The sequence below is a fragment of the Streptomyces sp. NP-1717 genome (genome assembly GCF_022695985.1).
Taxonomy (GTDB): Bacteria; Actinomycetota; Actinomycetes; order Streptomycetales; family Streptomycetaceae; genus Streptomyces.
The window spans coordinates 1-26,076 of sequence record NZ_JAAPBF010000059.1 but is presented as its reverse complement, the minus strand read 5'-3'; the positions used below and the strand labels follow the sequence as shown (position 1 = coordinate 26,076).

The following is a 26,076-nucleotide window of genomic DNA, read 5'->3' as shown; positions in this document are numbered from 1 at the left end:
TCACCCGTGACCAGAGAGACAGCTCAGGTGCGAAGGCTCAACCGCAGTCTGAGCAGGTGGCGTAGACGGGCAGAGGCGCCACGGAGGTTGCCGAGCTTCCTCACCTCGTCCGCTTCAAGTTCCAGCCGGTCTGCGAGAGCAAGTATGGCGGCGTAGGGCCGTTCGCCCTCTTCGAGCTTCGCGGCAACGGCACCGAGGACAGCTCGAAGAACGACGGGGTTCGCGCCGGGATGTTTCGCCAGCAGACAAAGGAGCCTGTTGTCGTTCCAGACGCTGTCTCGGGCCGTGCTCAGCTCCTGCAGGGCGACGGGCGGTGTGTGGGGATTGGCAGCCAGAGCCTGCCAGACGAAGGGGTACGGACATTGCGCGAGACGCTGCAGCACGACGCTGTCCTTCTCGGCATGCGTCAGTGCGAGGTAGTCGGCGGGCGTGGGCACGAAGATGACCTCTCAGGAGCGTCGAAGCCGTCATCTTGCCACTGCACCTTGTCCCGCCTGCCTCCACCATCATTTACGGGAGGTGTCTAAGGAGAGCGGATGTTCGGACGCAAGCGCCGTCGGCGACGTGAGATCGCCGAGATACGGCGGCAGCACGCCGAGATAATCAACAAATGGGAATGGGAGGAACAGGCACCCGTCCCCCAGCCCCCGACCGTCGAGGCACAGCCACCGGTGGTGGACGATTTCCTGCCGGCGGATCTGCGGGTCCCCACGCGTGACGAGGTCGAGGGGATGATGACGCGCCGACAGATGCCGCTCGTCCTCGACGGCGAGGTTCACGCCTGCCCCCAGTGCGCTCCTACCGCGACTGGACCGCACCCGACGGCTATCTCTACGCCTGAGTGAACGCCAACAGCGGCGGCGACTGGTGCCGCTGGTACGACAACGACGCCAACTGGAACACCTGCTCCGGCTCCAAGCCCAACCTCGACATGCTCGATAAGGCCCGCTCCCTTGAGAACCGCGGGTACGCCGGGGCCTACGAGGACGCCGGCCTCTCCACCTCACCCAACTGGGAGGGAGCACGCTACTGCCTCCCGGACGGCCACTACCTCGGCAACCTGACCGGCATCCACCTCCCGTGGGACGGCCGGCCGGGCCAGGGCCAGTCGGTGAACGACAACATCGCCAGCCACAAGTGGTCCAACAATTGCTGAATCTGCACCAGCGGTCGGCACGGCGCGGTCGAGCTGGTCGTTCTCGGCCGGGATGAGGAAGCTCTGAGTGGGCGGTTAGTGAGGTGATGTCCGTTTCTGGCTGGGGCGGGGGCGCTCGCCTACAACCGCCTCCAGGCCGTCGATGCAGGTAGGGACAGGGCTGGCTCTGGTCACCTGTGTGTGGTCCAGGCCAGGCCCCCGGGGCCGTTGTGCCGGACTATGTCAGGACGAAAGGCACGGTGATGGTGAGGTGTTCGTCGGTGGTCGGCAGGGCGGGGGCAAGAGCGTTCATACGAGCTGCGAGGTGGCCGATCACCCGACTGGTCAGTTCCTCGTCCCACTCTGCTGTGCCTTCCGGTAGCAGGCGCATCTCCTCCCTGGCCGGCGGGTTGTCACCGAGATAGCGCGCGGTGTCCATGTTGACGACCCAACAGGCCAGCGCGATCTTCACCTGCCCGGGCGCCGCCCACTGCGCCCGTATGTGGGCGCACATGCTGAAGTCGTCCCCGCCGAATGTGACCGTAGTGGAGAACGACCTGCCCCGGGGGTACTGGCGAATCAGCTTGAGTACCGCTGGTTCCACAACGGCTCGCGCCATAGGTTCCGTATACACCGTCCACCCCCTTCGAGCCTGGCCCTCAGCATCCCAGACGGGGTCTGCGGCGAACAGATCGGCTGCCGTCCCGACCGTTTCCCCTCCAGGAGAACGCTGTGCACCTCGTGGGCATGCGAACGGCGCCGCGCCCTGGGGGATCCTGTTGGCCAATTCGGGACATGGCGTGACGTCACAATCGCGGGGGCAGCCCGTAAGTGGGCGGTTCGTAAGGCGATGTCCGTTCCCATCTGAGGTGGGAGCAAGGCCGCTGGTGGAGGTTGTGTCGGCTATTGCTTCCTGGCGAAGTTGCCGGTGTCGGCTTCGGTGAGGATGCCGAGTTCGACCAGGCGTTTCAGCTTGGCGCGGGTGCCTTCGATGTTCTTCGGCAGCAGTTCGTGGCCGAGGGCTTCGCAGACGTCCTTGGCCCGGAGCGGTCCGGTCGTGTGGTTGAAGACGGCGAGGATGCGGGGGTAGTCCGGGTGCTCGGGCAGCTCCGGTGTGTGGGCTGGGAGCCGGTCGGCGAGGCCGGTGACGGTCTTGCGGGTGATCGCGAGGTGCTCCAGGTGCATCTCGGCCTCCCGAAGCCGGGTCTGCAGGCCGTCGATCTGTGCGCGGAGGTCGTCGGCCAGGGCCCGGGCGGCGTCTTCCTGGAGGTCCAGGGCGTCGAGCAGGGGCTGGATGTTCACACTGTCGCCGACCGTTCTTCGCGCCAGGTGGGGGCGTTCGCGCCGGTGAGGCGTCGGGTCATGACGTGGGTCATCACCCAGTAGACGCGGGAGGCGGAGGAGGAGGGGCGGTGCTCGTAGTTGCGGACCAGGCGCCGGTGCAATATCAGGATCCCGTAAGTCTGCTCGACCCTCCGCCGCTTCGGCTGCGGCACGAACCCCTTGACCTGCGGGCTGCGTTCAACGATCTCGACATCGGTGCCCAGGCCGGCGCCGTGCAGGACGACCTGGTTCTTGAAGCCCTGGTCGGCCAGGGCTTTGCGGACGGTGCCGCCGGCGTGCTCGGCGACCTGGTCCAGCAGGACGATGCCCGCGGCGTTGTCGTGGGTGTTCTCGGCGAGGACGACGACTGCGATGACCAGGCCGAGGACGTCCACGGCAAGGCCCCGCTTGCGGCCGGGCACCCGCTTGGCCGGATCGTGGCCACTCGTGGAGGCGGGGACCCCGGCGGCCACATGGACACTCTGGGTGTCCAGCACCACCAGGGCCGGGTCCTCTAATCGCCGGGCGCGTTCCCGGACCTGGCAGCGTAGAAGCTCATGGATGACCTGGTCGGTCCCGTCAACCCGCCACGCGGCGAAGTAGTAGTACGTCGCACTCTTCTGCGGCAGGTCGTGCGGGAGATAAGCCCACTGACAGCCTGTCCGACCTGGTAGAGGATCGCGTTCACGATCTCCCGCATGTCGTAGGCGCCCCGATGGCCGCTGACAGAGCGGTGCCGGTCCTTCCACGCGGTGATCACCGGCTCGATCAACGACCACTGCTCGTCCGACAAGTCACTCGGATACGGCTTGCGTTCACTCACCCGGACACATCACCAGATCAACAACCGCGGACCGGCAGATTCCGCCCCGCCGCCACACCATCAGGCGACACCAGACCAACTCAAAGACTCACGAACCGCCCACTGAGAGGTCGTAACACGATCATGATCGGTGCTTCGGCCAGCACGCCGACGGAGGACCGGGCTCAGTGGCACGGGTCGCTGCCCGTACCTCTGACCCTCGCGTGCGACCGCCTCCGCCGGACGCTCAGCATCAGCAGTTCGGCGCCGATCACAGTCAGGGCCGTCTCCCGACCACCAGTTCATGAAACAATCCCACACCGTCATGCGACGGCTGATGAGTGTCTGATACGAGCGTGGCCCGCTTGGTAATTCGCTCAAATTCCCCGAAGCTACCATCAGGCGTCAATGCTATGTTGAATCACCCTCTGGGAATTTTCCTCTCGTCAACCACCGTCGAGTTCCACTCACTCCACATGAATCGCCCGTACGCCTTCGCCATCTCAGAGGGCAATTCACAAGAACCGCGCGGAAGTTTGCGGAAGAATTTACGCATACGACGTGCGAGGTCTTGGTTCTGCACTGCTCGGCTACGACGAAGCATGGAAGAACCATAAAGGCACGGCCTACCAGAGGTCGAGCCGGAGGGAGGGGTCACCGCTTGAGAGGGCGGGGGCTTCGATCGGCCATTTCGCCGCACTCTACGCACTTGATTCACTTCATGCTCTTTGCCATGCGGCGGGCCATGAGCGCGATCACCGGGAGGTAGATCCTGACGCTGGAGCGGTCGGGGAGGGCCCCGTGGTCGCGGGCGAGGCGGCGGGGCATAAACCAGCCCATCGTGCGTTCGACCACACGCCTGGAGGGAAAGGACGGTGAAGCCTTCGGTGCGTGGGGGTGCGGCGGACGGCCCGGGCCTGAGGTCAACTCCATCCCACTCCCCGTCTTTCTGCGTGATCTCGCGAGACCAGAAAACCCCCTGATGGAAAACCTTCGGAATACCGCAGGCTTCGAGTTTTTCAGATCATTGACAAGTCGCGTCGATCTCCCGTGAGACTCGCCGGTTTTGGGTGAGGACCCGAGAGTGGGGCCGCGCAGGTGTCCTGTCCGCACACAAGGGCGCCGGCATCCGCCGCTGGACGAAGAGGCGCTTTGCCTCCCATGGTCACGTCAACGACCCGGAACGATGCAGTCACATGATCTGCGGGGAAGTTTTCAATCGGCTGGGCGTGCGGCGCTTGTCGGCGGGTGTGATGCCGCCCGGGGCGCCGCGCCTGAGGCACTTGTCGTGTCGCAATCGTCCAGGACCAGTTCCAGCCTGTCCTCCCCTGCCGACCGGTAGGCCATGCGGTGGCGGGTCGCCTGCCAGGTGGCGTGGTTCACGGTGATCGTTCCGGGCCGGGCGGCCACGAATATCTCCAGCCCGTCGACGAGCATCCGTCCCCACAGCACCGGGCCGGTCGCGCCTGCGGTCGCGGCGTTGTCGGGACGGAACCCGTCGACGGGACCCGACGTGACGGTGATCCGGGTCTCGGGCAGGCCGGCGGCCAAGCGGTCGTGCATGATCCGCCTCGCGGCGTCGACGGCGCGATCCTGCCGTTGTGCCCCGGTGAACACCGCCATCAGCACGCGTGCGATGCGCCAGACCACGACACCGCCCTGGTCGGTCACGCGGCGGCACAGCCGGGCGGCCGCTGCCCCGTCGTCGTCGATCGGCCGGAAGACGCTCAGCAGCGCGACATCCACGGGATGCAGTGTTTCCCCCGCGCGGAACGCCCTCAGCCCTTCCAGCCGGGCCTGGAGCTCCGGGGCCGGATCCAGCCCCCACCGCTCGGCGAGCGTCGCCGCTGTCGTGCGGTAGACGCACTCGGCCTCCGCGTACCGGCCCTGCCGGGCCAGCGTGTCGATGAGAAGACCCACCAAGGTCTCCCGACCGGGCTCCCGCGCCGTCATCGCTCGCAACTCGTCCACGACGCTCTCGGGCACCGCTGCGCCGGCCGCGAGCCGGCAGCCGAGTTGGTCCTCCTTCAGCAGCAGGTGCTCCTCGTGAAGGGCAGCGGTCTCCGGCCACCCGTCGGTCCGTATGCCCTCCAGGAGCGGGCCTCGCCATAGGCCCAAGGCTGCGTCGAGTTCTTTCCCGGACGGGTGGATTTAGGGGTGGGCCGGGCCCCCGGTGGCTCGAAGGAAGCCGTGCGTGCCCTCCGAGGGTACGGAGAGCGTGCGGGCGCCACCCTGGACGACTATCCCGCACACCTGTCGTCACTCCTTGAACATCTGTCGACAAGCTTCGACGACCCCGTCCAGGGCGGGACACCCGTGGCCATGCCCGACGGCGTCTGCTCGCCGCCGTTGTGGCTGCTCGGGTCCAGCCTCCATACCGCCGAGATCGCCGGGCGGCTCGGCGCGAACTTCGCTTTCGCCGGTCATTTCAAGAGTGTTGATCAGAAGATGGCCGAGGCGGCTTTCGAGCACTACCGCTCCGTCGCGGAGTCCGCGGGGCAGGTGCCTCGCGGCTCACTGCTGACGGTCGCGGCGGTGTGCGCTCGGACCCCTGCTGAGGCGGAGCACCTGAAAGCCGCCGCCGTCCTGGCGAACGTACGCAAGCAAATGCGGATCCCCGGGCTGCTGTTGAACTCCGCGGAGGTCGCTCGGCACACATGGTCGCCGGAAGAGATCGCGGTGGCGGACGCGCTGGCCCCCGACACCGTGGTGTCCGGCACTCCCGGTCAGGTACGGGACGCGCTGATCGAGGTCGCCCGCGCGACGGGCGTGGAGGAAATCATGATCAATAACGTGATCGCGGACAAGGATGAACGCCACCGGTCGTACGAACTGATCGCGGAGAGTCTGCGGTCATGACTGGGCCGGCTCCGCGTCGTGCCACTGGACGCCGTCGCGTGAGAAGTCGCTTCCGGTGCCGAACGAGGCGGCGGCGACGGCTGGTTCGAGGCGTCCGGTGAAACGGCGGGCCCCGTTGCGCACCGGGGAAGCCTTGGGAGAAATGCGCATTCTCGTATTGGGCGGCACTTCATTCGTCGGGCGCGCGATCGTCGAGCGTGCTCTCGTCGGCGGTGCCGACGTGACCCTGTTCCCCCGCGGGCAGACCAATCCCGAACTCTTTCCGGGGGCGGCGCGACGAGTGGGCGATCGCGCCTCCGGGAACTACTCTTCGCTGAGATCTGGTGGCGAATGGGACGCGGTGGTCGATGTCAGCGGTTACGTGCCCCGTCACGTCCAGCAGTCGGCCGACTCGCTCCGCGACGGCGTCGGCCGGTACCTGTTCATTTCGACGATCATGGTCCACGACGTCGCTGGCGACCACGAGGGCCGACTGGTCTGGAACGAGGACGCGCCCCGCTTACCCCCTCTGCGGGACACCGAACGCCTCACAAGGGAAACATACGGGCCACTCAAAGTGGCTTGTGAGGACGAGGTGTTCGCCCGGTTCGGCGCACGGGCCACCGTGGTGCGGCCGGGCATCGTGGCCGGGCCGCACGACCCGTCCGACCGTTTCACCTGGTGGGTGCGCCGTGCCGCGCGCGGTGGTCGCGTCGTGTTGCCGGGGCGCCCCGTCCAACCCGTGCAGGTTGTCGACGTGCAGGACCTCGCCGCCCTGGTGTGGCAACTGCTGGTGGACGACCGGCCGGGTGCGTTCAACGCGGTCGGGCCGGCCGAGCCGACGACCCTCGCCGGGCTGATCGAAGCCTGCGCCCTGGCGGCGGACGCTGATGTCGACATCGTCCCGGTGAGCGCGAGGGCCGATACACCACAACTCCCGCTCGTCGAAGCTTCGGTGGCGGGGCAGCGGCTGTTCCGGTTGAGCGCCACGCGAGCCAGGGAGTGCGGGCTCCCCGCCACACCGCTGGTGACGACGGCCGCCAAAGTCCTGGCATGGGACCGCCGGCGGGGTGAAACGCCACTGACGCAGGGACTGACTCCTGAGCAGGAGGCGGAACTCCTGAGCCGGTGAACGAGGCGGACTCCGATCGCTTGCCTCGCCCTTCACCCGCTCGGTCCGAAGGGAGCCCGTCGCATGTTCCCGGCGCAGATCCGGACACTGGGACGCGGGTAGCTGTGGCGGCCATGAGCTGCGTCGTCGTAGGGCGACCGGCCTGGGGCTGCCCTCCGCATTCCTCAGGCGGCCTCTGTGGCCGGGATGAGGTTCCTGGCGATGGCCAGGAACACGTAGAGGTTCGGGATGCCGCTGACCGTGGCGGTGGACCAGGGGCCGGACATGTCGAACTTCATGACGTGGACGCTGCCGCCCTTGACCGATATCTCCTTGACGGCGGACCAGGGGAGACGACCGTTTCGGGTGGAGGAGATGCCCGTGCGGGAGAGCGAGAGCGAACCGAGGTCGATCGTCCCGCCCTCCAGGATCGCTTCCATGACCGCCGGCCCCTGGGCGCGGAGTACGGCCTCCTGCAGCAAGGGGCCCCAGGTCTCGGGATTCTCGTAGAACTCCGTGATCTCCGCACCGCCGTAGCCCGGGGCGGCCACGGAGTAGACGTACTTGGTGGGGGTGGGGAGACCGTTGACGAACAACTGGGTGATGTCCTGGTAGAGCTTCACGGACTCCCAGCGGAAGGCGGTCATGCCGCTCCCGAACTGCGGCTGCACGATGAGTCCGTGCTCGAACAGATAGAGGCGTTTGGCTGCCTGCTTCCTGCTGAAGTTCGGGTATCGGCGCAGCCACCTGAAGAACAGCAGACCGGGAACCAGGAAGAACACCGAGAGATGGAGGAGCGTGTTGATGTGGAGGGCGAAGAGCATTTTGCCGAGACGCTTGGGGGCGAACGCCTGCTCAAGTCTGCCGAGTTGGTGACGGGCGGCGAGGGCGGCAACCTCGGACGGCTGGAGGGGTGGTGTGGTCATTGGCCTCTGCTTCACGTGGGAGTGACGGATGGAAGGGCCTGCCGGGAGGGACGGGGTCGGGCCGCTTTTCTCTGCGTTCCGGAGAGGGATCGCTCGTGCACGGCTCACCCGTCGGGCCATCGCCGTGTCCGGGTGATGAGTTGGGCCAGCAGGCGGGTGCGGGGGACCATCCGGGCGACCTCCACGTGCTCGGTGTCCGCGTGGGCACCGCTGCCGACGGCGCCCAGGCCGTCCAGCGTCGGGCAGCCCGCGGCCGCAGTGAAGTTGCCGTCCGAGGCGCCGCCGACGGCGACTCCGCTCAGCGGCTCCTGACCCAGATCCGACGCGATCCGGGAGGCGAGGGCGAACAGTTCGGTGGAGGACTCCGGTTCCATGGGTGGCCGTTTCCTGCCGCCCAGCACCGTCAGCCGGGCGCCGGGGGTCCGGGGGGTGAGCCCCCGCATGAGATCGTCCACCCGGTTCTGGGCGGCCAGGGTCGGCACACGCACGTCCACCGACACTCTCGCCACGGCGGGCACGGTGTTGAGCGTGCTGCCGGCGGACAGGAGGGTGGGTGTGACGGTCGTCGCGCCCAGAACCGGGCAGGCGGTACCGGCGGTACCCAGCGCGGCACCGAGGTCGGCTACGGCCAGGACCTGGCAGGCCGCCTCGACCGAGGCGTTGATCCCTTTATCCGGCTCCAGGCCCGCGTGCGCGGCCCTGCCGTGCACCACGACCTCGTACCGTGAGGTGCCCTTGCGGGCGGTCTTGAGTGCGCCCGCCTCGTTGGCGGATGCCTCCAGTACGAAGGCGGCCACGCAACCGCGCGCCGACTCCTCGATCAGTTCCCGGGAGGTCGCGGAGCCGACTTCCTCGTCCCCGTTGACCAGGACGCACACACCGAACATCTGCACCAGCCCGGCCTTCATGTCCAGGACTCCGGGGCCCCGCGCGATCCCGTCAACCACTGACCAGGGGTGGGTCTTGAGCGAGCCCGCGGGCCAGACCGTGTCGTGGTGTCCCACCAGCAGCACGCGCGGTGTGCCGAAGGTCCACCGCAGGTGGGTCACACCGTCGACCACGATCGTCTCCGGTGCGGTGCCCAGCAGTCTCGCTCCCAAGGCGCCGACCACCCCGGCACTGCGGGCCACCGCCGCGTGGTCGGCCGAGAAGGACTCGCAGAGCACGAGCTCCTCCAGGTCGGCCAGCATCACGGGCAGAGCAATCATGTTTCCCCCTCGGACCGGCGATGTCGTGAGACGTTACGAGGGCGCAAGGCATTCCACCAGCGACTGGATTTCATGGAACCCATGCACTGATGGAATGTGTCGGTGTAATACACGCAGGGGGGAACATGTTCGAGATCGACGCGCTGCGTCTGCTCATGACGGTGGCCGAGACCGGGTCGTTCACCGCGGCCGCGGTCCGGCTCAACTACACGCAGTCCGCAGTGTCCCGGCGCATCGCCTCACTGGAGCAGCAGGCAGGCGGACCACTGTTCGAACGGCTCCCCCGGGGCGTACGTCTGAATCCCGCCGGCCGGGCGCTGCACCATCACGCCGCAGACGTGCTGGAACGTCTGTCGCGAGCGGAGCAGGAGTTGGCCGTGATCCACGCGGGCCACGGCGGAATGCTGCGCGTGGGAGCTTTCGCGACCGCGAACATCTCCTTGGTGCCCGCTGCTCTGCGGGATTTCAGGCGGACCAGTCCGGATGTCGAAGTGGTCGCGGTCGAGGGTCGGAGCAACTCGCTGATGCAGCGTCTTGCGGACGGGGCGCTCGACCTCGCCGTGGTCAGCGACTACCCCTCCGGTCTGCCGTCGGCCGACGGCATCATGACGGCATCATTGCTGGAGGACGAGTTGCTCGTCGCCCTTCATCGCGAGCATCCCCTGGCGGGAGCCGGGACGATCGGCCTGCGTGACCTGCGCGAAGAAGCCTGGCTCCAGGACGCGTACGGCGACCGGCCGACGATGCTCGCCGACGCCTGCGCCCGCGCGGGCTTCATCCCCAGGAAGATCATCCGAATCGCGGAGTGGACCGGCAAGTTCGGATATGTCGCCGCAGGGCTGGGCGTGGCACTCGTCCCCTCCCTGGCTTCCTGGGCCGTCCCGGCCGAACTCGCGTTGTGCCGGCTCGACGATCCCGCTCTGCGACGGACGGTCCATCTGGCGCTGCCTGCCGCCCCACTGCCGACGGCATTGAAACTGCGGGATCTGCTGCACGGCACCGTTGACCGAACTGTTCTTCGTAGCAAACATTCAGGAGGGATGGAGTGATGGATGCGGTGCTCATTCGCTCGTCCCACAGTGGTAGTTGACGTGGCAGGAGGAGGTCTGCGGCTTCGCACGCGCGAGCCCCCGGCCATTCGCGCGCCCAGAGCTCCGCGCGGAGAGTGTCGACGACGCTGTTCCGCAGGCGGGTCGCCCCGTCGAGGCCGACGCTCGTGCGGGTCATGAAGAGAAGTTCCTTCGCTCGTATGTACGTTGGGTGCCCGGAATTCGGGTTCAACAACACCTCCAAGACATCGGGCGGCCCCTACTGCCCATCGGCACGGCGCGCGGTGCGGCGAGCGCGTCGCGGCGGTGCCTGGACGGGGCCCTGCCGGGTGAGGGCAACGGCGACCTCGGGCGGCACAGGCCCGAGCTGGCTGTCCGGGTCCTGGCCCTCGGCCAGATAGACGATGGGCTGCCGCTTCTCCTCGGCCTGGACGACCTGGGTGAGCCGGTGCGCCATCGGGAAGAACGGGTTCATCGCCAGGCGCACCGGAACACTCCGGTCGCAGGCAGACAGCAGATCGATGAGATCGCCGACGGTCATCTCCGTGTGCTCCACGGAAGCCTCCTCGCACGGGAAACAGGTAAGAGTCTCCGGGGCACCTCGCTCCCCATCTGATCGGGAAGGTCGTCCGCAGCGCGTGGGTTCGCACACCACTGGGCTGCTCCTCAGGCAGCCGCACGGATGGTCAGAGGTGGTGAAGCCGGGCTCACTGGAGCCACGGTCACGGACATATACCTCTCTGACCTGCGGTTTCCGGGGAAGGTCGTCCACCTTGACATCCCTTCGGCACCGCTGGCCAGTCTTTCCGGGATCTTTCCAGTCTGCCCCCGGCGAACTTGTCCCTTGTCATCAAATCAAGGCGTTTGACAGCGAACTCAGTCGTTTCAGCTTTTCTGACAGTGAATCTAGTCGGAGGGTCGATCACACTGGGGGTGTCGAATGTCGGTATCGACAGGGGTGGAGAGCACTGCCCCGTACGTCGATGTGTCGTGTCGTGTGGATGACACGGCCCTGGGAGCCCGTACGCCCGAGACAGGTTCAACTTCAACAGCACAGCGGGCGCCCGTGGCGAAGGGCATGGCCCGATGACCTCCTGGCGGCCGGGAGGCTGAAACCGGTTCGGGATCGGCGGGTCAGGTCGTACGGGGTGAGGGCCGGCCTAGTGACGCCGGGGGCGTCGTGCCCCACGGGCGAAGGGCGGGTTACTGGGCGGTGTAGCCGCCGTCCACGGGGAGGGCGATTCCGGTGACGTAGCTGGAGCCGTCGCTGCACAGCCACAGGACGGCCTGGGCGATCTCGTCGGCGGTGCCGAGCCGGTCGATGGCCTGGCCCGCTTCGGCCTGGGAGCGGTCGAGTTCTCCGCCTTCGACCATGGCGTCGACCATCGGGGTGCTGATCGTGCCGGGGCAGACGGCGTTGATACGCACACCGCGGGAGCCGTATTCGAGGGCGGCGCTCTTGGTCAGGCCGATCACGCCGTGCTTGGTGGCGTGGTAGGCGGCGCGGCCGGGGTTGCCGACGAGACCGCCGAGGGAGGAGCAGTTGACGATCGCGCCGGTGCCCTGGTCGCGCATGTGGCGCAGTTCGTGCTTCATGGACGCCCAGATGCCGCGCAGGTTGATGCCCTGGACGCGGTCGAACTGTTCGGCGCTCTCGTCGGCGGCATCCGTGGGCGGGGGCATGATTCCGGCGTTGTTGTAGGCCATGTCGAGCCGTCCGAAGGCTTCGACGGTGCGGTCGACGGCGGTGGCGACCTGGTCCTCGTCGGTGACGTCGCAGACCAGGGCGAGGACCTGGCGGCCCTCGTCGGCGAGCTGCTTGGCGGCCGTGTTCACGGCCTCTTCGTTGATGTCGGCGAGGCCGACGGCGGCCCCCGAGGCGGCGAAGGCACGGGCGGTGGCCAGACCCATGCCGGAGGAAGCGCCGGTGATGAAGGCGACCTGGCCGGTGAAGTCGTAGGTGGGGTTCATGGTGATGGCTCCCAACGAGGTTGTTCGGGCGTGGAGTTCAGCGTGAGTTTGTGGTGGCGGTGTCGACTGTCCGCGGTTGTTCGGCCTCGATGGTGATCCGGTCGGCCCCGGAGAGCAGGTCGGCGTCGGCGTCGATGTGGCCGAGGACCAGCAGATCCTGTGAGGCGGAAGGGCCGTCCTTGTAGAAGATGGCGAGGTTGCCCCACGGGGAGTAGTACGTGAGGTCCCCGGTCTTCGGCGCCTGCGGTTCTGGCGCGTCGTCGGTGGTCAGCTTCCTCGGCGGGTCAGCGATCCGCTCGGTCCCGTGGAAGTCCTCCAGGTCCAGGGTGAGCGGGAGCAGGGAGGCCAGGTCGCGGGCGGCGGGGCTGTCGTTCAATGTCGCGTCGACGCTCTGGCCGTCGATGGTGACGCGAATGTCCACAGGAGTGCTCCTGTCTGCTCCGGACGGGCTCGCCGACGCCGAAGTCTCCGGCTGCCCGGACGCCGAGGCGGATGACGATGCGGAGGCCGTGGCGGGGGCCTGCCCGGTTGGTGAGTCCTGCGAGCAGGCGGTCGCGGCCAACAGCAGTACGCCGGTCGTGGCGGTGACGGCCAGGGCCCGGCGAAGGGTGACGGTCATGGGGCGCCGTCCTGCGGGTCGGGCATAGGCTCGGCGTAGTGTCTAAAGCCCTTGCGGTCGGTGTGCAGGCCGTACAGCAGGTCGGCGAGCGCCTCGGGGCTGGAGTGCTCGGAGTCGGGGCTGATCGCTCCGGGCACGATGAGCTGCGCGACGTGGATGTTCTCCGGCACGAGGGCGGTGTGGAGCATCTGCGCGTACGCGCTCTCGCCTGCGAACGCGATGGACGTGCCGGCCACGCTGCCCTTCGGGCGCACCGCGCTGCCGCCGTTGACGAACAGCAAGGTGCCTTGGCCCAGCGTGCGCATGCCGGGCAGGACCGCGTTCACGCAGGTGACCGGTGCTTTCACGGAGAAAGCCAGCGGGGCGTCCAGGTCGGCGGCGGTGGTCTGAAGGACCGGCTTCATGAAGTCGGCCCGCGGTACGGGGCTGTACTGCACGATCTCGATGGGCCCCAGGTTCTCGGCCGCCGTGTGCAGGGCGCCGGTCAGCGCGTCGGGGTCGAGGACGTCGGCACTGTAGCCGCGGGCCTGGATTCCGTCGGTGTCGAGCGTGGCCACCAAATCATCGAGATGCCCCTGGTCGCGGGACAGGAGTGCGACGGTGTGGCCTGCCTTGCCGAAGCGGCGGGCGATGGCCAGGCCCAGACCGGGGCCTGCGCGGACCAGTGCGTACGTGGTCATGGTGAGTCCTTGGGCGAAGAGCGGTACAGGGCGGGCCGAAGCGTGCCCTGCCCCGTGCGGGCGTGCCGGGCGGGGTGGTGGGTCAGGGGGTGAGGAGGGTTTTTATGGCGCGGCGTTCGTCCATGGCCTTGTAGCCTTCGGCGACCTGGTCGAGGGGGAGGGTGAGGTCGAAGACCTTGCCGGGGTCGATCGAGCCGGCGAGGACGCGGTCGATGAGGTCGGGGAGGTAGCGGCGTACGGGGGCGGGGCCGCCGCGCAGGCCGACGTGCGAGAAGAACAGTTCCTGCCCGTCGATGGCGACGTCGTGGGGAACGCCGACGAAGCCGACGTTGCCGCCGGGGCGTGTGGAGTGCATGGCCTGTTGCATGGCCTGCGCGGTGCCCACGCACTCCAGCACGGAGTCCGCGCCGATCCCGCCGGTCATCTCCTTGATCCGGGCGATGCCCTCCTCACCGCGCTCGGTGACGATGTCGGTCGCGCCGAACTCGCGGGCCAGCTTCTGGCGCGGCTCGTGCCGCGACATGATGATGATCCGCTCCGCGCCGAACTCCTTGGCCGCGATCACGCCGCACAAACCCACCGCGCCGTCGCCGACGACGACGGCTATGGAGCCGGGCTTGACCTCGGCGGCGTCCGCCGCCCACCAGCCGGTGCCCATGACGTCCGAGACGGCCAGCAGGCCCGGCCAGAACTTCTCGTCCGGTACGTCGTCGGTGGCGACGAGGGTGCCCTGGGCGTTGGGGATGCGGACGTATTCGGCCTGGCAGGTGGACATGAACTCGCGGTTCAGGCAGCTCGACTGGAACCCGTTGCGGCAGTTCGCGCAGGTGTTGTCCGAGGTGGCGAACGAGCCGACGACGAACTGGCCGGGCTTGACCGAGGTGACCTCGGAGCCGACCTCCTCGACAAAGCCGACGTACTCGTGGCCCATCGGGTGCGCGTGGTCGGTGGGCTCTGCGCCGCGGTAGGGCCACAGGTCGGAGCCGCACACACAGGTCGCGGCGGTGCGGATGACCGCGTCGGTGGGCTTGAGGATGTTCGCGTCATCCACCGTCTCGAAGCGGATGTCGCCGGGGGCGTGGATCACTGCGCCGCGCATGAGAGAGGTTCCTTCGCGTTACCGGGTACAGAGGGCGAACCCCGGAACACGGGCGGTATACCGCCCGGCCGGGGTGCGGAGCCCCCGGTTCCCGCCTGGCGGGCGGGAGGGGAAGCACCACGTTGTTCAGGTAACGCCTCTTCCACGCGCGGAGCGAGCTACTGACAAAGGGTGTATTGGCAGTGCATCCCTTCGGCCCTGTGCGCGACGTACCGTCGAAGGCATGGACAACCGTGAGGAGGTCCGCGAGTTCCTCATCTCGCGGCGCGCGAAGATCACCCCCGACCAGGCCGGGCTGCCCGCGGGCACCCGGCGCCGGGTGCCGGGCCTGCGGCGCAGCGAGGTAGCGGCCCTGGCCGACATGAGCGTGGAGTACTACTCGAAACTGGAGCGCGGCAACATCGCCGGCGTCTCCCCTTCCGTCCTCGAAGCCCTCGCCCGCGCCCTGCGGCTCGACGACGCCGAGCGCGCTCACCTGGTGAACCTGGCCCAGGCCGCCGATGGCTCCGACGCCCTCACCCGCCCCCGCCGCCGGCGCACGAAGGACAAGTGGACTCCCCACCGCAGCTTGCAGTGGACCCTGGATGCGATCACCGCCGGTCCCGCGTTCGTCCGCAACGGCCGCATGGACATCCTCGCCGCCAACCCGCTCTTCCGCGCCTTCTACACCGACCTCTACGCCACCCCGGGCAACCAGGAGAACCTGGCTCGCTTCACCTTCCTCGACCCCGCCGCCCGCCGCTTCTACCCCGACTGGGACTCCTTCGCAGACATCACCGTCGCCATCGTGCGGACGGAAGCCGGCCGCAACCCGCACGACAAGGACCTCCACGACCTCGTCGGGGAGCTGTCCACCCGCAACGACGCCTTCCGTACCCGGTGGGGCGCGCACAACGTCCGCCACCACAGCACCGGCACCAAGCACTTCCACCACACGGCCGTCGGCGACCTCTCCCTGGCCTTCGAGGGCCTGGACATGGCCGCCGCCCCGGGCCTCACCCTCACCATCTACACCGCCGAACCCGGCTCCCCCTCCGAAGAAGGACTGCGCCTCCTCGCCACCTGGGCCGCCACCCAGGAAGCCAACCCGGAGACCGAAGACTCGTCCACCAGTTGACCGTCGACCCGGACGGCGGGGCCGAACCACGCTCGGTCCGGCACCCCCGCCGTACAGGGCCTTCCCGCTCGTCGCCGGACCCGTCGGCTGTTTCCACTGGGGCGCGGGTCGCCGGGCCTATCGCAGGGTGACTCCGGTGCGCCGGGCGTAGGCGTCGAGCAGGGCGTCCTGCGCGCGGTTGTCGCCCACCGAGGCGTGGACATCGTTCTCCGGTTCGCGGTGGAAGAAGAACCCGCCGGTTCCTCGGCTCGCCCGCTCGGTGCCCTCGGCCAGCCAGAGCTGGGTCCGGTAGCCCGCGCGCAGGTCATCGGGGGCGTACGGGCCGTTGGCGAAGCCCATCATGGTCGGCACCCAGCCCGGGGCCACCGCGTTGACGCGGAGACCGGGCCGCTGCCGGGCAACGGCCATAGCGAGGGTGAGGATTTGGAGCTTGCTGTCGTCGTAGGTGACGTCCGAGCCGCCCCCACGCAGCTCGCCGAGCTTGAGGTCGCCGCCCAGGTGCAGGTCGGAGGTGAGGTAGAGCGACTGCCGGGGAGGATCGACCAGGCTCATCAACAGGTACGGGGAGAGCGAGTTGACGTTCAGGATCTCCTCGTCCGCCACGCCGTACTCCCCGGCATTGTGGACGATGACGTCGAACGCCCCCAGCTCGTTGATCCGGGCGGCGAGCCGCCGCGTCTCCTCCAGGTTCTTCAAATCCCCGGTGACGACGGTCTCCAGGCCGGGAAGGTCACGCCGTACGTCCGCCGCAGGCCGGTCGTTCCGCGCGTGGGCGACGACCCGGTGGCCGCGCGCTAGGAGATGTGCTGCGGTCAGCTGGCCCAGGCCGCCGGTCGAGCCGGTGACCAGGATTCGCTTGGCGTCCTTCTCGGGAGCGGGCGGACGTTCTTCTGGATGTAGCGCAGCTCGGCGGCGACTTCCTGGGTGTTGTAGTCCCCGACGTCGAACCTGCCACCGCTACCCGCTGCCCGGCTGGTTCCGGCCGGCGTGCGGTTGGGTTTCGGCGCGCTGGAACAGGCGGCCAGTGCCCCCGCGCCCAGGACGGCAGCGGAGAAGAGGAGGGTACGCCGGGTCATGTCGGTCACGACGGACTGTCGCTTTCTCTTCCGGGGCCGCACACACGCCGGGGGCGGTACGAAAACCGGCACACGACGGCCCGTTCTCCGTGGCTGTCGAACGCACCGGCTGGCATCACCGGCCCGCGTGCGAGGGCAGCCCAACTGGACGATCTCACGAGACTGCGAAGGCGGCGGCCTGCAGCGCGGTGCGCCGTTGCCGCCGCCTTCGAGTCACCTTCCCGCCGGTCGTGCCGGACGGCCCGGACGGTGGGGTCAGAGGTGCTGGTCGAAGAAGCCGGTGACCTTCTCCCACGGGATCAGGTCGACCTTGTCGTAGAGGTCGACATGCCCGGCGCCGGGAACGATATGAAGCTCCCTTGGCTCCGGGGCCTGGGCGTAGGCGTCCTCGCTGTAATAGCGGGAGTGCGCGTTCTCGCCCGCGATGAACAGCAGCGGGCGCGGGGCGGTCAGCTCGATCTGTGCGAGCGGCATGAAGTTCGCGATCGCGCCGAGGCTGGTCAGGCTCAGCGGATGCGAGCGCGGGTGCTGGCCGCGCGGCGTCGCGTAGTACTCCGCGAACTCGTCCGCCGCGGCCTGCTGCGACGGCTTCAACGGCACCGCGCTCCCGCCGCCGTAGCGCACCTTCCCGCCCTCGAACTCCACCCAGCGTTGCTCGGCCGCCTCGGCCAAGGCGCGCTTGCGCTCCGCGACGGAGTTCCTCTCGGCCGGGACCGGGGCGTAGCCCTGGCCGTCGCGGTAGGCGCGGCCCATGTCGTACATGCTCACCGTCGCAACCGCCTTCAGACGCGGATCGATCTGCGCGGCGCTGAGGGAGAACCCGCCGCTGGCGCAGACCCCGATCACACCGATCCGGTCCCGGGCCACGAACCGGCGGGTGCCGAGGTAGTCCACGGCCGCGCTGAAGTCCTCGACGAACGTCTCCAGGGAAGCAATGTTCTGCGGCTGGCCGCCGCTCTCACCGTTGTAAGAGGCGTCGAACGCCAGCGTCACGAAGCCGCGCTCGGCCATGGTCTGCGCGTACAGGCCCGAAGTCTGCTCCTTCACCCCACCGAACGGGTGCCCGACGATCAGCGCCCGTGCACGGCCGCGCAGCCGCTTGGGGCTGTACAGGTCGGCCACCAGCTCGATACCGAGCCGGTTACGGAACGACACCTTCTTGTGGTCGACCATGCGGCTGCGGGGAAAGGTCTTGTCCCACGTCGACCCGCGCCGAGCCGTCTGCGCGAAGGCAGTGGTACTGCCGGCGGCGGCGAGCGATCCGGCCGCGACAGCGGCGCCGCCCATCATCAGGATCTGACGCCGCTGCGGACCACGCCCGCTCCCGTGCGCGGTCATCGATTCACGTGACTCGTCAGAAGTCATTCTGTTGACCTTTCCGGATTTCGTGCAGGTGGACGGAGTGACTGCCACTGATGCGCCCTGCCCCCGGCCGGGGAAGTCCGATACGGCAGAGGGGAGTTGGCCACGGGATCAGGCGGTAGCGGCGGGATGGCTCATCACCGGACAGCCAATCGCGATCCCCAGACGGGAGGGAGTTCCTTGTGAAGGGTGTACTGCCAGGGCACCCCTCGGCAGGGACTCCTTCCCGCCCGCGAGAGGCGGTTCGCTGGATGCCGAACACCCCCGGCAGCCCGGAAGGACCGACTCAGCATGCGCTTGACCACGACCTCGACACCCCCGGCCCGCACCCGCGTCCGCCGCGCAGGGCTGGCGACAGCCTCCCTGCTCTCGGCGACGGTGCTCCTCGCCTACTCGGCGGGCACCGCCCAGGCGCACCACGGGTTCGACGACTTCGACACCGACCGCCTCTACTACATCGCCGGCACCGTCTCGCAGGTCCGCTTCGGCGAGCCGCACTCCTACTTCACCGTCACCGTCGAAGACGGCCTCCCCGCCGAAACACCCGAGCACGAACTGCCGGAAGGGCTGCGGGACGCCGCCGACAGCGACCCGATCAACGCCGCACCCTCCTATACCGGTTCGCACGACGACCTGGCCGTCACCATCGCCCCGCCGAGCTTCACCTCGATGTGGGGCCTGGACCGCGAGCTCGACGATGGCGAGCGCATCGAAGCCGTCGGATACATCGGCAAGAGCCACACCGATGAGTTCCGCCCCGTGGTGTTCTGGGTCGACGACGGGCAGCCCGTCAACCAGGTCCTCAACGAAGAACTCCCCGCCACCCCGCTCCCGGTCCCCTACCCGCAGGGCGACGGGCCGTCCGCCGACGCCGGCCAGGACTCGCCGTCGGCCGCAGCGGACTCCGAGAACTCCTCACCGACGGCGGTGTGGGCAGGGGTCGGCGCCCTCACGGTCGCCGTCATCGCCGGTGGGGCTCTCTACCTGCGCGCACGCTCGCGCCGAATGTGACGGTGCCGGCGATGAACAACGTCTTCTCCTGGCTGGAGGACACCTGGCTCGCCGAGACCGTCCGCAGTACGGCCTACCTGTATCCGGTCCTCGAAAGCATCCACATCGTCGGCATCGCCCTCCTCATCGGCCCGGCCGCCGCCTTCGACCTCCGATTGCTCGGCGTCGGCCAGCAGATGTTACGGGTGACGACGGCAGCCAACTACCTGCTGCGCCTGTCCCACGTCGGCTTCGTGATCGCGGCCGTCACCGGGGTGGCCATGTTTCTGCCCGGCGCGAACCTCATCGCCGACCGAGGCAGCGCCCCCTGGAAACTCGGCCTCCTCCTCATCGCCGGAATCAACATCCTGATCTTCCACCGACGGACCTACCGCAACGTGGCCGACTGGGACACCAACCAGCCAACTCCCATCGCCGCCCGCTGCGCCGCTGTCGTCTCCCTCACCTCGTGGACCGGAGTCACGATCGCCGGGAGGCTCCTGGCCTACACGTGACCGCCCAGGTTGCGTCCCGCATAGCCGGGAACCATGAGAGGAATCATTGACACCCTACTTAGTCGTCGCACGTCAGCGTCCTCCGCCCGACTATCTTCGCTGTCAAAGGACAGAACTGGAGAGAGGCGAACCGGCCGCTCCCGTCCGGCGGCCCGCCGACGTTGTGGTGGCGTAGCCGATTACGTTGCCGGTTCCTCAGGGGATGCGTCCCGGTCTTCATTGGCCGGCCGCTCACTAGTGTTGTACCGCGTAGGTTCGCCGAGTTGGTGGTCGTGACGGTTGGATGTGCGGTGACGTCCATTCGACCGCTGGAGGCGCGGTGGCTGACCCTGTCCGTGTACGCAGATTGACCGACAAGGAGGGGCAGAAGCTGAAGCAGATCGTGCGCCGGGGCAGCACGAGTTCGGCGCGTTACCGGCGGGCGATGATACTGCTCGCTTCGGCGGGCGAAAACCGGGCGCCGGTGATCGCCCAGCTGGTCCGGGCCGATGAGGACACCGTGCGCGACGTGATCCACCGCTTCAACGAGATCGGCCTGGCCTGCCTGGACCCTCAGTGGGCGGGAGGCCGTCCCCGCCTGCTCACCCCGGACGACGAGGACTTCGTCATCCGGACGGCCACCGCCCGCCCCACCAGGCTCGGCCAGCCCTTCACCCGTTGGTCGATCCGCAAACTCGCCGCCTACCTGCGGGACGTGCACGGACGTGTCATCCGCATCGGCCGTGAAGCCTTACGGTGCCTGCTCCGGCGCCGCGGCATCACCTTCCAGCGCACCAAGACATGGAAGGAATCACCCGACCCTCATCGCGACGCCAAGCTCGACCGGATCGAGCAGGTTCTGGACCGCTTCCCGGACCGGGTCTTCGCCTTCGACGAGTTCGGGCCGTTGGGGATCCGGCCCATCGCGGGCTCCTGCTGGGCGAGGCAGGGCAAGCCCAACCGGCTGCCGGCGACCTACCGCCGCACCCACGGCGTCACCTACTTCCACGGCTGCTACTCCGTGGGCGACGACCGCCCGTGGGGCGTCAACCGCCGCCGCAAGGGAACCGCCAACACCCTGGCCGCGCTGAAGTCGATCTGCGCCGCCCGACCCGACGGCGCCCCGATCTACATCATCCTGGACAACCTCTCCGCCCACACCGGCGCCGACATCCCCCGCTGGGCGAAGAAGAACAAGGTCGAGCTGTGCTTCACCCCGACCTACGCATCCTGGGCCAACCCGATCGAGGCCCACTTCGGCCCGCTGCGGCAGTTCCCCCTGACCAACTCCCACCACCGCAGCCACCCCACGCAAACCCAGGCACTGCACCGCTACCTGCGCTGGCGCAACGCCAACGCCAACGCCCGCCACCCCGACGTACTTGCCGCCCAGCGCAAGGAACGCGCCCGCATCCGCAGCGAGAAGGGCATCCGCTGGGGCGGACGCTCCCTCAACGCCGCAGCCTGACCGACCGCGAACCGCAGCCCCGGAGTTCAGGAGAAGGACAGCGACAGAAGGATGACTCAGGAGGCGGACGGCTCGATCTCCCCCGCAAAGACGATGACTTGGTCGATGAGGCTCCTCCGCAGATGGACGACGTCCGTTCCCGCCAGGCGGGGGCCTCTGTCCGGCGTGGTGAAGACCCACTGGTACCGGGCCCACTCGTCAGGCATGTCCACCGCTGAGCAGCGCACCATCGTGCCGGTCCCCGCCGGGTGGCGCCGGATGTCCAGCACGAACCGCTCAACCGCCGCGATTCCTTCGCTGCGGCCCAACGGCCCCCAGAAGACCACGTCTGAGGTCAGGGACTGGGAGAGCAGAGTAGTCACATAGCTGTCGTCCGAGGCGTTGAACGCGGAGATGAACGTGTCGATCGCGGAGCGTGCCGTCTCTTCCTGCATGCCCCAGTAATACCAGCCGTTGCGCGTGCGCTCGTCCCGCGAGCCGCCTTCCGGTCACGGTGGACCATCCCGGTCACAGCACTAGTGAAACGGCCCACGCAGCAAACTATTCGAACAAGTGATCTAATGAAGGGATGAACGGTGTTGGCTTTCCCGATGATCTAGTGGCCTCGCAACGTGCCTGGGACCGCGCCTACCGGGCGCTCGCGGAGCCGGCTCGCCGCAGCGGCACGACGGTGCTGCGGCGGCGGCTGATCAGGCTGTCCGCGCAGATCTGGTGGCATCCGTACTGGTCGACGCCGGCATCCGGTCCTGCCGATCGAATGGCCCTGCGCGGCCGGGCGCGGGAGCTGGAGTCCGGAGAGCCGTAGGTGAGCGGCGGGGGTGCGGATCGTCCGGCCGATTCCCTGCCAGCACGCCCGCCACCATGCATCAGGCCCTGCACCGCGGTCAGCTCACACTCGAGGAGCTCGTCGATCGTCACACCATCCGCAACCGGAGCGTCCGCCGGCTCCTGCTCGACTACTTCCACCGCCGCAGGTCCGACACCGACTACGCCTCCCTGGTCCACCTCGTCCGCCACGTCGCCCACCACTTCTGGGCCCGCATCGAGGAGATCAACCCCGAGCAAGCCGACCTCAACATTCCTGCCGACCTCTACAGCACGTGGCGCCGACAGATCGGCGTACGTCACGACGGCAAACCCCGCATCGGTGTCGACACCATCGTCATCGCCGTCCGCAGCTTCTACTACGACCTGCACACCTGGGCCGCCGACGAACCTGAACAATGGGGCCCTTGGGTCGCCTCATGCCCCGTCCCGCCCAGCGAACTACGCGGACTAGCCAAGCGCCGCCGCCGGATCAACGAGCGGTCCGCCGACCGAACCCGCCAGCGCCAACCCCTCCTGCCCCTGCTCGTCCGGCACGTCGAAGAACGCTACGACCGCACCCGCACTCTCCTGGAACAGGCATCAGCAGCCGCCGCCAACACGTCATTCACTCACGATGGCCGCACCTATCGCCGTGTCCAGACGCAGGAGGACCTCACCCGCATCCGCAGCGGCCACCGAACGCCCGTCCGCGTCCGCGATGACATCGGGCAGTTGATCCAGATCGAAGCCGAGGAAGAGACCGCGTTCTGGGACTGGGCCTCAGTCGAAACCCTCCGCCACTCAGGCGTCCGGATCGAGGAGTTGTGCGAGGTCAGCCACCTCAGCATCCGCCATTACCAGCGCTGCAACGGCGAGATGGTCGCCCTCTTGGTCATCAGCCCGTCCAAAACCGACCGCGAGCGCGTCATCCCGATGTCCGCCGAGCTGTTCCACGTAATCGCAACCATCATTCGTCGGCACACCCGCGACGGCAGGCCGGTCCCGGTTCTGCGACGCTTCGACCCGCACGACAAGGTCTGGAGCCCGCCCATGCCTTTCCTGTTCCAGCGCAAGATCGGCTCCACACGCAGCGTGATCAGCCCTTTCACCGTCTTGCACATGCTCGCACGGTGCTGCGAGGACCTCGCTGAACGCCATCCCGCTTTCCACTTGGTCAAGTTCACTCCGCACGACTTCCGCAGCATCTTCACCACCGAGCTCGTAAACAGCGGACTGCCCATTCATATTGGCGCCACGCTGCTCGGCCACCTCAACATCCAGACCACCTGCGGCTACGTCGCCGTGTTCGACGAAGACGTCATCCGTCACTACCTCGCTCACCTCAACGAACGCCGTCGGCTCCGCCCTGACCACGAGTACCGCAACGTCACCACCGACGAGTGGAACGCATTCGAAGAGCACTTCGACAAGCGCAAGGTCGAACTCGGTGCCTGCGGGCGCCCCTATGGCACCCCCTGCCAGCACGAACACGCCTGCATTCGATGTCCGATGCTCCAAGTCAGCTCGAAGATGATCAGCCGCCTCGACGACCTCGAAGCCGACCTCATCGCCCGCAGGGCCCGCGCCCAGGCCGAAGGCTGGGGCGGAGAGATCGAAGGGCTTGACCTCACCCTCCAGCTCCTCCGCGCCAAGCGCGAAGACACCCAGCGAAAAGCGCACCGCCCACCTATCGAGCTAGGCATCCCCGAGCCTCGCAGGCGAGAAGAGGTGCAGTGAGCCTCCGCCAACTTGAATTCGCACGTCAAAGGGCTGATGTGACGGTCTTCCGGGGTGCTCACGCTGGTCGTGGGCGGCAGCCTGAGGAGAAGATCGTCTGGCGACGCGGTCGGTTCGCCGGTTTCCAGCGCGGGCGCAACCACGTTGCCCCCGACGGCCGTTCAGCAAGAACCGGTGATGGCAAGCCACGTCGTTGGAGGGTAGTAGCCCGGTGACGGTCAGTGGCGGGTGGTGGCGACGGCGAGCCCGAGGCCGATCAGTGCGATACCGCCCGCACCGCCAATCATCGACAGGCGGCGGTCGGAGCCGGCGAGCCAGGTCCGGGCGGTCGACGCGCTCAGACCCCAGACGGTGTCGCAGAGGCCGATGCCGGCCGGGATCAGGCCGAGGACCATCATCTGCAGCGGGATACGCCCGGCGTCGTGGTTGACGAACTGCGGGAGGACCGCAGCGAAGAAGACCAGGCCCTTGGGGTTGATGGCGCCGACGAGGAGGCCGTCCAGGACGGTCCGCAGATCGCTGCGCCGCTCACCTTCCTCGGCTGTCAGGTCGGTTCGCAGGCGGTCACGGTGGCGGACGCCTGAACGCCGAGGTAGACGAGGTAGGCGGCACCGGCCAGTTTCACCGCCGTGAACACGGTGGCTGAACTCTGGACCAGGGCGCCCAGACCGAGGGCGACAGCGAGGACGAGGGCATAGCAGCCGAGGAGGTTGCCCAGGACCGTGGCGAGCGCGGTGCGACGGCCGTGGGCGAGGGCGCGGCCGACGACGAACAGGACGCTCGGGCCGGGGATCGCGATCACGACGAGGGACATCGCGGCGAACGCGAGAAGGCTTTCGGTGGTCACCATGGACCGGTACTCCTTGATTTTCTGCTGTGCCGCCACTGAGGGTGCGTGGCGCGTGCTTGCTGTACGTGGGCGGGCGGGCCCGGCGTGAACCGGGATCGGCCGGGGCGGCTACCGGGACACGGGTGCCACCTGGGCGCGCGGGAGGCGGGCCAGGACTGCGGAGTCGATCTGGAGGGTGCGGTCGGCTGATCCGGCGCCGCAGTAGACGGGCCGGGCCGGTTCGGCGACCGCGGTGTCGATCAGGCACGACACTCCGGGCCGGTGGCTGACCGGCGGGACGCCACCGGGAACCAGGCCCTCCGCAGCGAGCCGGGCGGCATCCGCCGTGCGCAACCGGGAGCGGCTGGTGCCGGTGGCGGCCGTGAGGTTCGCGAAGTCCACCCGGTCCTCCGCCCGCAGCGCCACGAGCAAGAGCGGGACGTTCGGGGTGGTGAAGGCGAGTGTCTTGACGGCCTGCGTCCAGGGGAAGGGCAGTGCCTGGCGCTCGGCGACGCTGTGCGCGGCGGCATGCTCGTGGACGGTGTACGCGCAGCCGTCCGCGTCCAGCACAGCTCGCCAGGATGTCTCGGACGTACCCATGGGCGACCTGCGGCTTTCGGTCAGAGGAAGGGAGACGACCTGCGGCAATACGGTCGTGGTCTCAAGCCTGGACAATGCGGCGAGATCTAATCAACTGATTGTGGAATCCTGCAATCGTGATCACCATGCGTTTCACCGAGACGGCCGAGGAGGACATCGCCTTCTCCGTCTCACCGCTGCTCGAAGCCGTCCATTCCTGGCACGCGCTGACCGACCCCGGCCACCACGCCCTGCACGTTCCATGGGTACGGCGGTGCCGCCGGCTGCCCGCCGTCCTGCGCCGGCGGATCCGCGAGCACGGCCTCGCGGTGGCCGACTACATCCCGGCCTTCTTCGAAAGCCGGGCAGGTGATCACGATGCCGACTTCGAAGACCAGCTCGTGGCCGTACGGGCGCTGCCGCCCGCCCTGCTGGCCGCCGAACTCGCCCAGACCCTCGTCGACACCACCCGCTACACCGGACACAACCTCGTCGAAGACCCCACCGCCCGCGACACAGCCCTCGCCGAACTCCAGCAGACCGAGGCCGACCGGGCGGCTCGGCTGAACAGCATCCTCACCGACCCTCTCCCCGTCCTCGAAGACGCACTCACCGTCCTGGAGGACTACTGGAGTGCCGCCTTCGCCGACGAGTGGGAGCGCGTCGAGCCCTCCCTGTACGACTCGATCGCACGGGCGGGATCCCGGATCGCCCACCAGGGCCTGTTCCCGATGCTCCGCACCCTGGTCCCCCAGATCCGCATCGACCCCACCCAGCGGACACTCCGGCTCGACCGCCCGCACCACCACGACATCGCCGTCACCCGCGACCGCCCCGTGACGTTCACCGCCAGCCA

At 68.3% G+C, this 26,076-nt stretch carries 28 protein-coding genes and 3 pseudogenes; 11 read left to right on the top strand and 20 right to left on the bottom strand.

The window, feature by feature from the left end:
- Positions 1-23: 23 nt before the first annotated feature.
- Positions 24-437 (bottom strand): hypothetical protein, encoded by a 414-nt coding sequence (locus GXP76_RS15240; RefSeq protein WP_242572047.1) that lies wholly within the window; start codon positions 435-437, stop codon positions 24-26.
- A gap of 69 nt (positions 438-506) precedes the next feature.
- On the bottom strand, positions 507-779 hold the full coding sequence (locus GXP76_RS15235; protein ID WP_242572046.1) for a hypothetical protein: 273 nt from the start codon (positions 777-779) through the stop codon (positions 507-509).
- 62 nt (positions 780-841) lie between these two features.
- On the opposite strand from GXP76_RS15235, the gene GXP76_RS15230 reads away from it, so the two are divergent.
- The gene (locus tag GXP76_RS15230; RefSeq protein WP_242572045.1) at positions 842-1,156 is read left to right on the top strand and encodes a hypothetical protein; all 315 of its coding nucleotides are present in this window, start codon (positions 842-844) and stop codon (positions 1,154-1,156) included.
- A 217-nt stretch (positions 1,157-1,373) separates the two neighbouring features.
- On the opposite strand, the gene GXP76_RS15225 is transcribed toward GXP76_RS15230, so the two are convergent.
- From GXP76_RS15225 to GXP76_RS15210, 4 genes and pseudogenes are all read right to left on the bottom strand, one after another.
- Positions 1,374-1,649 (bottom strand): hypothetical protein, encoded by a 276-nt coding sequence (locus GXP76_RS15225; protein WP_277993400.1) that lies wholly within the window; start codon positions 1,647-1,649, stop codon positions 1,374-1,376.
- Positions 1,650-2,038: 389 nt separating this feature from the next.
- Positions 2,039-2,437, bottom strand: coding sequence for a hypothetical protein (locus tag GXP76_RS15220; protein WP_242572043.1), 399 nt, complete (start codon positions 2,435-2,437; stop codon positions 2,039-2,041).
- Positions 2,434-3,281 (bottom strand): annotated as a pseudogene (locus GXP76_RS15215) (IS5 family transposase). The gene GXP76_RS15220 and the pseudogene GXP76_RS15215 overlap by 4 nt, the downstream one beginning before the upstream one ends.
- A 1,194-nt stretch (positions 3,282-4,475) precedes the next feature.
- Positions 4,476-5,411 carry a BTAD domain-containing putative transcriptional regulator gene (locus GXP76_RS15210; RefSeq protein ID WP_308354139.1) on the bottom strand — a complete coding sequence of 312 codons (936 nt, stop codon included), beginning with the start codon at positions 5,409-5,411 and terminating at the stop codon, positions 4,476-4,478.
- Here GXP76_RS15210 and GXP76_RS15205 point away from each other — a divergent pair.
- Positions 5,403-6,119 (top strand): annotated as a pseudogene (locus tag GXP76_RS15205) (LLM class flavin-dependent oxidoreductase); the annotation flags it as partial. The gene GXP76_RS15210 and the pseudogene GXP76_RS15205 sit on opposite strands and share 9 nt — an antisense overlap.
- Here the strand turns inward: GXP76_RS15205 and GXP76_RS15200 are convergent.
- On the bottom strand, positions 6,114-6,269 hold the full coding sequence (locus GXP76_RS15200) for a hypothetical protein (protein ID WP_242572040.1): 156 nt from the start codon (positions 6,267-6,269) through the stop codon (positions 6,114-6,116). The pseudogene GXP76_RS15205 and the gene GXP76_RS15200 overlap by 6 nt on opposite strands.
- On the opposite strand from GXP76_RS15200, the gene GXP76_RS15195 reads away from it, so the two are divergent.
- Positions 6,262-7,230, top strand: coding sequence for an NAD-dependent epimerase/dehydratase family protein (locus tag GXP76_RS15195; RefSeq protein WP_242572039.1), 969 nt, complete (start codon positions 6,262-6,264; stop codon positions 7,228-7,230). The genes GXP76_RS15200 and GXP76_RS15195 overlap by 8 nt on opposite strands.
- A 164-nt stretch (positions 7,231-7,394) precedes the next feature.
- Here the strand turns inward: GXP76_RS15195 and GXP76_RS15190 are convergent, their stop codons facing one another.
- Positions 7,395-8,135, bottom strand: a complete 741-nt coding sequence (locus tag GXP76_RS15190; RefSeq protein WP_242572038.1) for a DUF6585 family protein — start codon at positions 8,133-8,135, stop codon at positions 7,395-7,397.
- 104 nt (positions 8,136-8,239) lie between these two features.
- Positions 8,240-9,343 carry a M20 family metallopeptidase gene (locus tag GXP76_RS15185; RefSeq protein WP_242572037.1) on the bottom strand — a complete coding sequence of 368 codons (1,104 nt, stop codon included), beginning with the start codon at positions 9,341-9,343 and terminating at the stop codon, positions 8,240-8,242.
- Between the two features lie 125 nt (positions 9,344-9,468).
- On the opposite strand from GXP76_RS15185, the gene GXP76_RS15180 reads away from it, so the two are divergent.
- The gene (locus tag GXP76_RS15180) at positions 9,469-10,392 is read left to right on the top strand and encodes a LysR family transcriptional regulator (RefSeq protein ID WP_242572036.1); all 924 of its coding nucleotides are present in this window, start codon (positions 9,469-9,471) and stop codon (positions 10,390-10,392) included.
- 259 nt (positions 10,393-10,651) lie between these two features.
- On the opposite strand, the gene GXP76_RS15175 is transcribed toward GXP76_RS15180, so the two are convergent.
- From GXP76_RS15175 to GXP76_RS15155, 5 genes are all read right to left on the bottom strand, one after another.
- Entirely contained in the window at positions 10,652-10,948 is a 297-nt protein-coding gene (locus GXP76_RS15175) for a hypothetical protein (protein ID WP_242572035.1), read from the bottom strand.
- Between the two features lie 647 nt (positions 10,949-11,595).
- Positions 11,596-12,363 (bottom strand): SDR family NAD(P)-dependent oxidoreductase, encoded by a 768-nt coding sequence (locus GXP76_RS15170; protein ID WP_242572034.1) that lies wholly within the window; start codon positions 12,361-12,363, stop codon positions 11,596-11,598.
- Positions 12,364-12,400: 37 nt separating this feature from the next.
- Complete coding sequence (locus GXP76_RS15165; RefSeq protein ID WP_308354138.1) at positions 12,401-12,784, bottom strand: cyclophilin-like fold protein; 384 nt, start codon at positions 12,782-12,784, stop codon at positions 12,401-12,403.
- Positions 12,785-12,978: 194 nt separating this feature from the next.
- Positions 12,979-13,662: an SDR family NAD(P)-dependent oxidoreductase gene (locus tag GXP76_RS15160; protein ID WP_242572032.1), complete on the bottom strand. Its 684-nt coding sequence runs from the start codon at positions 13,660-13,662 to the stop codon at positions 12,979-12,981.
- 82 nt (positions 13,663-13,744) lie between these two features.
- Positions 13,745-14,761 carry a zinc-dependent alcohol dehydrogenase family protein gene (locus GXP76_RS15155; RefSeq protein ID WP_242572031.1) on the bottom strand — a complete coding sequence of 339 codons (1,017 nt, stop codon included), beginning with the start codon at positions 14,759-14,761 and terminating at the stop codon, positions 13,745-13,747.
- Between the two features lie 223 nt (positions 14,762-14,984).
- Between GXP76_RS15155 and GXP76_RS15150 the strand changes: the two genes are divergently transcribed.
- Positions 14,985-15,878, top strand: coding sequence for a helix-turn-helix transcriptional regulator (locus GXP76_RS15150; protein WP_242572030.1), 894 nt, complete (start codon positions 14,985-14,987; stop codon positions 15,876-15,878).
- Between the two features lie 117 nt (positions 15,879-15,995).
- Here GXP76_RS15150 and GXP76_RS15145 read toward each other — a convergent pair whose 3' ends face one another.
- The 3 genes from GXP76_RS15145 to GXP76_RS15135 form a co-directional block, all read right to left on the bottom strand.
- Positions 15,996-16,694: an SDR family NAD(P)-dependent oxidoreductase gene (locus GXP76_RS15145; RefSeq protein WP_242572058.1), complete on the bottom strand. Its 699-nt coding sequence runs from the start codon at positions 16,692-16,694 to the stop codon at positions 15,996-15,998.
- On the bottom strand, positions 16,691-16,954 hold the full coding sequence (locus tag GXP76_RS15140; RefSeq protein ID WP_242572029.1) for a hypothetical protein: 264 nt from the start codon (positions 16,952-16,954) through the stop codon (positions 16,691-16,693). The genes GXP76_RS15145 and GXP76_RS15140 overlap by 4 nt, the downstream gene beginning before the upstream one ends.
- 255 nt (positions 16,955-17,209) lie before the next feature.
- Entirely contained in the window at positions 17,210-18,319 is a 1,110-nt protein-coding gene (locus tag GXP76_RS15135; protein WP_242572028.1) for an alpha/beta hydrolase, read from the bottom strand.
- Positions 18,320-18,607: 288 nt separating this feature from the next.
- Between GXP76_RS15135 and GXP76_RS15130 the strand changes: the two genes are divergently transcribed.
- From GXP76_RS15130 to GXP76_RS15120, 3 genes are all read left to right on the top strand, one after another.
- Entirely contained in the window at positions 18,608-19,327 is a 720-nt protein-coding gene (locus GXP76_RS15130) for a DUF6152 family protein (RefSeq protein WP_242572027.1), read from the top strand.
- A gap of 11 nt (positions 19,328-19,338) precedes the next feature.
- Positions 19,339-19,821, top strand: coding sequence for a DUF6644 family protein (locus GXP76_RS15125; protein WP_242572026.1), 483 nt, complete (start codon positions 19,339-19,341; stop codon positions 19,819-19,821).
- A 319-nt stretch (positions 19,822-20,140) separates the two neighbouring features.
- Positions 20,141-21,268 (top strand): IS630 family transposase, encoded by a 1,128-nt coding sequence (locus tag GXP76_RS15120; RefSeq protein WP_308354137.1) that lies wholly within the window; start codon positions 20,141-20,143, stop codon positions 21,266-21,268.
- Positions 21,269-21,324: 56 nt separating this feature from the next.
- Here the strand turns inward: GXP76_RS15120 and GXP76_RS15115 are convergent, their stop codons facing one another.
- Entirely contained in the window at positions 21,325-21,702 is a 378-nt protein-coding gene (locus GXP76_RS15115) for a nuclear transport factor 2 family protein (protein ID WP_242572024.1), read from the bottom strand.
- 164 nt (positions 21,703-21,866) lie between these two features.
- On the opposite strand from GXP76_RS15115, the gene GXP76_RS15110 reads away from it, so the two are divergent.
- A complete protein-coding gene (locus tag GXP76_RS15110) occupies positions 21,867-22,073 on the top strand; it encodes a hypothetical protein (RefSeq protein ID WP_308354136.1) in 207 nt (68 codons plus the stop codon).
- A 56-nt stretch (positions 22,074-22,129) separates the two neighbouring features.
- On the top strand, positions 22,130-23,812 hold the full coding sequence (locus GXP76_RS15105) for a tyrosine-type recombinase/integrase (protein WP_242572022.1): 1,683 nt from the start codon (positions 22,130-22,132) through the stop codon (positions 23,810-23,812).
- 218 nt (positions 23,813-24,030) lie between these two features.
- On the opposite strand, the pseudogene GXP76_RS15100 reads toward GXP76_RS15105, so the two are convergent.
- Together GXP76_RS15100 and GXP76_RS15095 are read right to left on the bottom strand one after the other, a co-directional pair.
- Positions 24,031-24,662, bottom strand: a pseudogene (locus tag GXP76_RS15100) (LysE family translocator).
- 108 nt (positions 24,663-24,770) lie between these two features.
- Positions 24,771-25,211 carry an aminoacyl-tRNA deacylase gene (locus GXP76_RS15095; protein ID WP_242572021.1) on the bottom strand — a complete coding sequence of 147 codons (441 nt, stop codon included), beginning with the start codon at positions 25,209-25,211 and terminating at the stop codon, positions 24,771-24,773.
- 155 nt (positions 25,212-25,366) lie between these two features.
- On the opposite strand from GXP76_RS15095, the gene GXP76_RS15090 reads away from it, so the two are divergent.
- Positions 25,367-26,076 (top strand): DUF5937 family protein (locus GXP76_RS15090; RefSeq protein WP_242572057.1); only part of this gene is annotated, 710 nt, incomplete at its 3' end.

Excerpts from the sequence above, each read along its gene's own strand:
- GXP76_RS15225 (WP_277993400.1), bottom strand. The coding sequence starts at position 1,649 with ATGTGCGCCCACATACGGGCGCAGTGGGCGGCGCCCGGGCAGGTGAAG.
- GXP76_RS15195 (WP_242572039.1), top strand. The coding sequence starts at position 6,262 with ATGCGCATTCTCGTATTGGGCGGCACTTCATTCGTCGGGCGCGCGATC.
- GXP76_RS15200 (WP_242572040.1), bottom strand. The coding sequence starts at position 6,269 with ATGCGCATTTCTCCCAAGGCTTCCCCGGTGCGCAACGGGGCCCGCCGT.
- GXP76_RS15190 (WP_242572038.1), bottom strand. The coding sequence starts at position 8,135 with ATGACCACACCACCCCTCCAGCCGTCCGAGGTTGCCGCCCTCGCCGCC.
- GXP76_RS15185 (WP_242572037.1), bottom strand. The coding sequence starts at position 9,343 with ATGATTGCTCTGCCCGTGATGCTGGCCGACCTGGAGGAGCTCGTGCTC.
- GXP76_RS15180 (WP_242572036.1), top strand. The coding sequence starts at position 9,469 with ATGTTCGAGATCGACGCGCTGCGTCTGCTCATGACGGTGGCCGAGACC.
- GXP76_RS15170 (WP_242572034.1), bottom strand. The coding sequence starts at position 12,363 with ATGAACCCCACCTACGACTTCACCGGCCAGGTCGCCTTCATCACCGGC.
- GXP76_RS15160 (WP_242572032.1), bottom strand. The coding sequence starts at position 13,662 with ATGACCACGTACGCACTGGTCCGCGCAGGCCCCGGTCTGGGCCTGGCC.
- GXP76_RS15155 (WP_242572031.1), bottom strand. The coding sequence starts at position 14,761 with ATGCGCGGCGCAGTGATCCACGCCCCCGGCGACATCCGCTTCGAGACG.
- GXP76_RS15150 (WP_242572030.1), top strand. The coding sequence starts at position 14,985 with ATGGACAACCGTGAGGAGGTCCGCGAGTTCCTCATCTCGCGGCGCGCG.
- GXP76_RS15140 (WP_242572029.1), bottom strand. The coding sequence starts at position 16,954 with ATGACCCGGCGTACCCTCCTCTTCTCCGCTGCCGTCCTGGGCGCGGGG.
- GXP76_RS15135 (WP_242572028.1), bottom strand. The coding sequence starts at position 18,319 with ATGACTTCTGACGAGTCACGTGAATCGATGACCGCGCACGGGAGCGGG.
- GXP76_RS15130 (WP_242572027.1), top strand. The coding sequence starts at position 18,608 with ATGCGCTTGACCACGACCTCGACACCCCCGGCCCGCACCCGCGTCCGC.
- GXP76_RS15125 (WP_242572026.1), top strand. The coding sequence starts at position 19,339 with ATGAACAACGTCTTCTCCTGGCTGGAGGACACCTGGCTCGCCGAGACC.
- GXP76_RS15115 (WP_242572024.1), bottom strand. The coding sequence starts at position 21,702 with ATGCAGGAAGAGACGGCACGCTCCGCGATCGACACGTTCATCTCCGCG.
- GXP76_RS15105 (WP_242572022.1), top strand. The coding sequence starts at position 22,130 with ATGCATCAGGCCCTGCACCGCGGTCAGCTCACACTCGAGGAGCTCGTC.